5 protein-coding genes and 2 pseudogenes are annotated in these 7,559 nt (G+C 66.5%); 4 read left to right on the top strand and 3 right to left on the bottom strand.

The annotated features are described in order from the left end of the window. Positions 1-90: 90 nt before the first annotated feature. Positions 91-1,407, bottom strand: coding sequence for a type I glutamate--ammonia ligase (locus CQY20_RS05475; protein ID WP_097938774.1), 1,317 nt, complete (start codon positions 1,405-1,407; stop codon positions 91-93). Between the two features lie 119 nt (positions 1,408-1,526). On the opposite strand from CQY20_RS05475, the gene CQY20_RS05470 reads away from it, so the two are divergent. From CQY20_RS05470 to CQY20_RS05460, 3 genes are read left to right on the top strand one after another with little or no spacing between them, the layout of a single operon-like run. Beyond that, entirely contained in the window at positions 1,527-2,327 is an 801-nt protein-coding gene (locus CQY20_RS05470) for a class II glutamine amidotransferase (RefSeq protein WP_097938772.1), read from the top strand. Further along, the gene (locus CQY20_RS05465) at positions 2,324-3,178 is read left to right on the top strand and encodes a MurR/RpiR family transcriptional regulator (protein ID WP_097938770.1); all 855 of its coding nucleotides are present in this window, start codon (positions 2,324-2,326) and stop codon (positions 3,176-3,178) included. The genes CQY20_RS05470 and CQY20_RS05465 overlap by 4 nt, the downstream gene beginning before the upstream one ends. An 18-nt stretch (positions 3,179-3,196) precedes the next feature. Beyond that, entirely contained in the window at positions 3,197-3,838 is a 642-nt protein-coding gene (locus CQY20_RS05460; protein ID WP_097938768.1) for a TetR/AcrR family transcriptional regulator, read from the top strand. Between the two features lie 12 nt (positions 3,839-3,850). On the opposite strand, the pseudogene CQY20_RS05455 reads toward CQY20_RS05460, so the two are convergent. Beyond that, positions 3,851-4,733 (bottom strand): annotated as a pseudogene (locus tag CQY20_RS05455) (methyltransferase). Positions 4,734-4,894: 161 nt separating this feature from the next. Here CQY20_RS05455 and CQY20_RS05450 point away from each other — a divergent pair. Then, complete coding sequence (locus tag CQY20_RS05450; protein ID WP_097938767.1) at positions 4,895-6,712, top strand: ABC transporter ATP-binding protein; 1,818 nt, start codon at positions 4,895-4,897, stop codon at positions 6,710-6,712. Here the strand turns inward: CQY20_RS05450 and CQY20_RS05445 are convergent. Then, a pseudogene (locus tag CQY20_RS05445) lies at positions 6,709-7,552 on the bottom strand (MaoC/PaaZ C-terminal domain-containing protein). The gene CQY20_RS05450 and the pseudogene CQY20_RS05445 sit on opposite strands and share 4 nt — an antisense overlap. Between the last annotated feature and the right edge of the window lie 7 nt (positions 7,553-7,559).

Genomic DNA, 7,559 nt, shown 5'->3' with positions numbered 1-7,559 from the left:
GGGCAATGCTCCGCGACCACGCCGTCTACCAGCCCACAACTACTGCTGCGGCCGCTTGACAACGTCATTGAGAATCTCCTTCGTCATCGGTCAGCAGCTCCAGGCCAGCCGAAGCGCGCGGGTGGTGTCGGCCAGCGGCAGCGCACCGAACGTGGCGATCTCGTAGCGCCGGACCGCGACCAGACCCTCGATCACCGCCTCGCCCAACAACTCTGCTGCCACAGGGGACGTCTCCAGCGCCTTGATCACCGTCTCCTGGTCGGTCTGCAGCATCGGCGGCGGCTGAGCCGCCTTGGCGGGATCCTTGGGGACTTCTGCGGGCAAAGCGAGCTGCTGGTCGATCCCGCGCAGCGCGCTCCCGATGAACGCCACCGCTGCGAGGTACGGGTTGGCGCTGGGGTCGATGAGCTTGCACTCGATGTTCGCGCCGTGCGGAACACCGGGCGTCGCGGCGATGAAACGTGCTGCAGCTTCCCGGTTTTCAAGCCCCCAGCATTGCGCGGCACCCGCCCAGTTTCCTGGTTTCAGCCGCGCGGGCGAGAGCACCGAACCGGCGTAGACGCCGAGCAGGTCGGGCAGCGTCTGCAGCACTCCGGCGATCGCGGATTCGCCGGCCGGGCGCATGCCGTGGGGGCCTTGGCCGCCGGAGAAGAGGGGCCCGTCGTCGTCGGCCAGCGAAAGGTGCAGGTGTGCGCCGTTTCCGGCCTCGCCGTCGAATGGGACGGGCGAGAAGGAGATTCGCAGGCCATGGCGTGCGGCGGCACGGCCGATGAGGATGCGTGCTGCCGCAACCGAGTCGGCGGCGGCGACGGGGGAGGCCGGAGCGAGGGAGACCTCGAGCTGGTCATGGCCGTACTCGGTGTGGATCTGTTCGATGCCGAGCCCGGCGCGTTCGGCGGATTCGGTGAGGTCGACCAGGAACGCCGAGCGGTCCAGCGAGGTGCGCACGCCGTAGGGCGACCAGGCATCCGTCGTCGCATGGCCCGCGTCGGGCGCCAATATCGTGCATTCGAGTTCGGCGCCGACCAGCGCCGTCAAACCCCTTGCACGCAGCGATGTTTCGACACCCTTCAGCAGCGACCGGGTGCACAGGTCCGCCGGTTCGCCGTACTGATCGGTCAGGTCGCCGGGTGCCCAGGCGACGCCGTCGTCGACGATCCGGAGGTCAGCCGGGTCGATGCGGATCCGCAGGTCGCCTTCGACGCCGACGTTGGGAGTGAAGGCGATCCCGTTGTCGACGCAGAACACGCTCCACGACGGTGAAACACCCATGCCGGACCGCGCAAACGCCTCGAGCCTTCGCAGCGGCACGTACTTCGCGCGGGTCACGCCCGCAAGGTCGGTGATCGAGCCGGCGACCAGGGCGACGCCCGCGGCGCGCAGTTCCTCCTCGGTGGATAGCGGCATTCGTCCTCCTCGCACGTCACGAAGTGTGCGCGCCATTTATGTCATAAATGTTTCATAATCTCTAAGATCTGCGCTAGAGGAATCATTCATAAAATTTCGTCTCGTCGGAAGGGGTCGCCATGTGCCGACTGCTGGGAGTCGTGTCCGCCACCCCGGTGTCGGTTGCCCAGGCGGTCGGTGAGCATGTGCTGAAGGACTTCGTCGCGCTGACCAAGATCCACGGCGACGGCTGGGGCCTGGCCCGGGTGGACCGCCCGGGTGACGATCCGCAAGTCGAGGTGTCGGCGGGCAGCGCGCTGGACGATCCGCAGTTCGATGCGGCGATGCGTGCGCACACCTCGACGGCGAGCCTCGTGCACCTTCGCTGGGCGACGACAGGCCTCGCCGTGGCGCCAGAGAATTCCCATCCCTTTCTGGCTGATCGAATTGCTATGGCGCACAACGGGTCTGTCAAACCGATCGAAACGCTGGATGCATTGCTGACCCCTGACGTCGCGACGACGTTGCGCGGGTCCACCGACAGCGAGCGCTACTTCGCGATGATTCGCCAGCATCGTGCGTCGAGCCGGGACCTGGCGGAGGCGGTTCGCCGGGCCGTGTCACGGCTGCGTGAGGTGTTTCCTGATGCGAGCCTCAACGCGGTGATCCTCGGCGAAGACCAACTGATCGCCGTGCATGCCCACGCCCGCAGTCGCCTGCCGGACGAGGACATCGCGGAGATCACCGCGGCGGATCTGCCCGCCGAGCACCTCGAGGACTACTTCGGAATGCGGTGGGCACGGGTCGACGACAAGATCGTGGTGGCCTCGACGGGCTTCGGCGACCTCGACTGGCAACCGCTGGCCGAGGAGAGTGTCACGGCCATTTCGGTCCACGATATGTCCATGACGACGCTGCCGCTGATGACGAACAGACCATGACCGGCGAGACGGTTGCCGAGCGGACGGGGCATGCTTTGCCGACGTTGAGCAAGGCCGAGCGCAGGGTGGGCCGAGCGCTGCTAGCCGACTATCCGAGCGCGGGCCTGGCCAGCGCGGCCCGGTTGGCCGAGCGGGCCGAGGTGAGTCCCCCGACGGTGCTGCGGTTCGCGCAGTCGCTGGGCTACGACGGGTTCACCGACCTCCAGGTCGCGCTGCGGGCCGAGTTGTCGGCCCAGTCCAGCGGCCCGATCACCCGATTGCCGGACGCGCCGCAGGCCGGAAGCCCGCTGGATCGGCTGCTGCAACAGGCGCGTGCGCAGAACGAGCGGGCGCTGGAAACGCTTGCGGCCCTGCCGGCTTCGGCGCTCGAGGCGGCGGTGGCGTTGCTGTCGGACACTCGCAGGTCGGTGTATCTGCACGGCGGACGGTTCTCCCATCTGCTGGCCGAGCACCTGGCCGCCCATCTCGAACAGTTGCGCCCCGGCGTCCGGGTGCTCGCCGACCCGGCAGGCAGCGACATGGGCGCGATGCTGGAGCTGGCGCGCGCCGACGTCGTCGTCCTGTTCGACTACCACCGGTATCAGCGCAGCGCCGCCGAACTGGCCGGCCGGGTGCACCGGGTCGGGGCGACCGTGCTGCTCATCACCGACGACCTCGCGTGCCCGGTGGCGCCGGAGGCCGAGGTGGTGCTCGCCGCGTCCAGCACCGTCGGCACCACGTACCAGAGCATGGCCGCCGGATTTCTGCTCACCGAATTGCTGATTCCGCTGGTCATGGACGCGCTCGGCGAGCCGGCACGCACCCGGATGGCGCTGTGGGAGGAGCAGCGGCGAGCCGAACTGCTGCCTTAGACCAGTTACCCTGGAGTAATGGCAGGTGGTACCAAGCGGCTGCCACGTGCCGTGCGCGAGCAGCAGATGCTCGACGCCGCGGTGCAGATGTTCTCGATCAACGGCTATCACGAGACGTCGATGGACGCGATCGCCGCGCAGGCCGAGATCTCCAAGCCGATGCTGTATCTCTACTACGGCTCCAAGGAGGAGTTGTTCGGCGCTTGTCTGAACCGCGAACTGACCCGGTTCGTCGACACCGTGCGCGCCGAGATCGACTTCAGGCAGAGCCCCAAGGACCTGCTGCGCAACGCGGTGCTGGCATTTCTGAACTACATCGACGCCAACCGAGCGTCGTGGATCGTGCTGTACACCCAGGCCACCAGCTCGCAGGCGTTCGCCCACACCGTGCGGGAGGGCCGCGAGCGGATCATCGACCTGGTCGCCCGGCTGCTGCAGTCGGGCACCCGTCACCCCGAGCCCGACACCGACTTCAACATGATGGCGGTGGCGCTGGTGGGCGCCGGTGAGGCGGTGGCCAACAGGGTCAGCACCGGCGACGCCGACGTCGACGAGGCCGCCGAGTTGATGATCAACCTGTTCTGGCGCGGCCTGAAGGGCACGCCGTCGGAGAAGGAGAAGGACGGCAGCTCGCTGAGCCTGCAGCAGAACGCTCAATAACGGGCCTGCGGCTCACACCGCCTTGCCCTCGATGAGGCTGAGCCCTGACGCGGTCGGCACCACCCGCATCAGCCGGAAGCCCGCCCGCTCGTAGAGCTTTCGGAATTCGCCTTCCGTCCGCTCGCGGGCTCCGGCCTGCACCAGCATCTCCAGGTCGGTCCACTTGCCGGCGAATGGCCGGTGGTGTGCGGGAATCACAAACTCCACCAACAACAATGTTGTCACCGCCCTCGGGGACCGCGTCGAGAAACGACCCGCCCGCGGTGCGCACCCGGTCGGCCACACCGTGGCGGCGCAACAGTTCCTGGGCCCCTTCGACGACCTCCGGCAGGTCGTAGAGCAGACCCGACGCACCCGGTGTCGCCTTGACGATCGCGGCGAGCAGCCTGCCGTGCCCGCCGCCGACGTCGACGATCGTCGGATACGGCGCGAAATCGTAGGCGGCGATGATGGGATCGACGGCCATCTCCGACATGTTCGTCATGGCGTCGTTGAAGATCGTGGCGAAGTCAGGACGTTGCTTCAGGAAGTCCCATCCGCTCATGCCGCGCAGTCGGTGCGGTACGGCCTCGCCAGTGCGCACGGCGTCGGCCAGAAGTGTCCAGTGCTCGCGGTGTTCGGGTGCTCCGACGAATTTGGCCATGCCTGCGATGGAATTCGGGTGCTCGGAGCGCAGGGTCTCGGCGAGGGCGTTGAGCGCATAGCGGCCGTCGCGGCGCTGCCGGAAGATGCCTTCGCTGATCAGGGCGCGCATGAGTCGGGCGAGCGCGTCGGGGTCAGCGCCCACACGATCGGCCAATGCGTCGATGCGCAGTGGGCCGTCGGCCAGTGCGTCGGCGATCTTCAGTTGCGCGGCGGCGGCGATGGCCTGGGCGACCCAGGCGCCGAAGATCATCTCCAGCACCGTCGACGACGGGCGTGCGCTGCGTCGATGGATGCGGCTGAGCAGGTACCGGACGCGCTCGACGGCGTCGACGAGTCGTGCGTGCGGAACTTTCCGGGTGCTCACGGCTCGACTCTAGGACGGGAGATGCCCGGCTACCGCATTCTCTACCCATGACCAGTCGTGGTTTGGTCCGGCGCAGTCTGCCAATGCTGCGGACGGTGCGGGGGCCCATTGTGATCTCGCTGATGCTTGGCGTCGCCTCGTCGGCGCTGCCCTATGTTTCAGCAGCCGCGTTCGGGCCGATGGTGCAAGTGATCGCCGATGCAGGGGAAGAGGGCGACCTCAGCAGAGTTTGGGATCATCGAGGTCCGCTCGTCGCGCGCGAGGACGGCCTGCTCAGTGCGCTGGCCGGACCGGTGCCGTTCGGGGTGTTACTCACGACATGGGCTGCCTCGCTGGTGCTGACCCAGATGATGTACTTCGTCAACGCGTGGGTCGGAACCAACGTAGATCGGGTACTTCTCGTCGACATCCGGCAACGCGTACACGACCATCTGCAGTCGCTGTCGCTGGACTTCTTCAGCAAGTCGCGCAGCGGTGAGTTGATACAACGTGTGACGGCCGAACCCGCCGGTTTGCAACGCCTTCTCACGGACTGTCTGCTGCCGCCGCTGATCGACATGGTGGTGTTGATCGTGGCCGTCGGCTACCTGCTGGCCATCTCCTGGCAGATGACTGTCGCCGCGTTGGCGCTCGTACCGATGGCCTTGGTCACGCTGCGATACGCCGGCCGCGGTGTCCAACAGGCGATGCGGCGGGTGATGGACGCCGACCGCGCCATGGCCGCCGAATTGGAGCAGACGGTGAACGGTATCGGCGAGATCCAAATGTTCAACGCGCAGCCGCTGCGCAGCAAGCGGTTCCGCGAGGTGTCGGAACACGCCGCGAAGAGCGCGGCGACCTCGGTGGTATGGATGCAGGCTACGGCGAATGGCTCTCAGGTGTTCGTCGCCCTCAGCACCGTGGTGGTGCTGCTCGTCGGTATCGGTTTCAGTGCGACCTTTGGCCTCACATTCGCCGGCTTGATCGTATTCACCGCCATGGTGCCCATGATGTTCGGTGCGGCACAACGGGTTATGGGCGCCTACACCACCTATAAGTCGCTGTCGCCGAGCGCGGCATCGACCTATGAATTGCTCGATGCCCAGTCGACGGTCCAGGAATCGGCAGATGCCATCGCACTCGGAAATGTGCACGGAAACCTGACATTCGACGATGTGGCGTTCGGCTATGTGCTGGGGCAGACGGTGCTCGACGGGCTGTCGTTTTCGATCGCAGAAGGTGAGACGGTGGCGTTGGTCGGCGGCATCGGATCAGGCAAGTCGACCGTCTTCAACCTGCTGCTGCGGTTCGTGGACGCGCAGCGCGGCCGAATTACGCTGGACGGCAAAGACATTACGCGCGTCACAATTGCGTCACTGCGCGATGGTGTGTGCAAGTTGTCTCAGTTCCCGTTCTTCATCAAGGATACGATCCGCGAGAACATCCGCGTGGCACGCCCAGACGCCGGCGACGCCGAGATTGTGGAAGCCTGCCAACAAGCGCACGTGCACTCGATCATCGTCGATCCGAGGACGATGCCCGCGGGCTACGACACCGTGGTGGACGTACAGGTGCCGTCGGGGGGACAGAAGCGGCTGATCGCGCTGGCGCGCTGCCTGTTGCGTAAACCAGAGGTGTTACTCCTCGACGAGCCCACGGAGAACCTCGACGCAGACCAGCGCGCCAGGCTTGCCGACGTGATCCGCGGCGCACGCGACCGCACCTGCGTCGTCATCAGCCATGACATGGATTTCGTTGCCGCAGTGGCGGATCGGATACTGGTTCTCGAAGATGGGCGCATCGGGCAGGTCGGCGACCATCGCACGCTGATGGCTCAGGGCGGCCTCTACAAAAGGCTGTACGAGGCACAGAACGCCGACACCTAGAGGGTATGCACCGTGCCCTTCAAATGCGGTTCACCCTTGGTCAGATGCCGCAGTGTCAACTCCCAACCGCCGTCGACCCGGTCGACATACAGGCCGGCCCGCGCAGGCAGCACCACCGGCTTGATGAACCGCACCGAATACTTCACGGCAATCGGGCAGTTGACCCTCGATGTTCGCCAAAACCGCTGCAGCGGTGAACATTCCGTGGGCGATGACGGTCGGGAAGCCGAACAGCTTAGCCGCGACCGGGTTGGTGTGGATCGGGTTGTGATCACCGCCGACGGATGCGTAGTGCCGGATCTGGCCTGGCGTGATGCGCAGCACCGCGTTCGGCGGGCCGAGCTTGGGCAGCTTCTCCGGCGGCGGCTTGGGCTCGTCGGACAGGCTGGTGCGCTGCTGGTGCAGGAACGTCGTCACCTGATGCCAGGCCACGTCGTTGCCGACCTTGACGTCGGTGATGATGTCGACCAGCAGCCCCCTGCGGTGCTCGCGCAGGTTCTCCGCGTGCACGGCCGCGCTGACGGTGTCGGTGACCGCGATCGGCCGGTACTGCGTGATGTGGTTCTCGACGTGCACCGCACCCATCGCCGCGAAGGGGAAGTCGAAGCCGGTGACCAGTTCCATCACGGTCGGAAACGTCAGCGTGAACGGGTACGTCAACGGCACCGTGTCGCCGAACCGCAGCCCGGTGACGTTCGCGTAGGCCGCGACGTTGGCGGGGTCGATCGCCAATTCGTCGACGGTCAGCGTGCGGTCGGGAAGCGAATCGCCGCGCGGGATGAACGGCAGCGCTCCGGCCGCCGCACGGACCAGGTTTCGCAAGCCGCTTGGCTGTGACACGGTGCCT

The organism is Mycolicibacterium agri (genome assembly GCF_002553505.1).
GTDB classification, from domain to species: Bacteria; Actinomycetota; Actinomycetes; order Mycobacteriales; family Mycobacteriaceae; genus Mycobacterium; species Mycobacterium agri.
The sequence above is the reverse complement of the archived record's forward strand: the minus strand, read 5'-3'. Positions and strand labels throughout refer to the sequence as shown.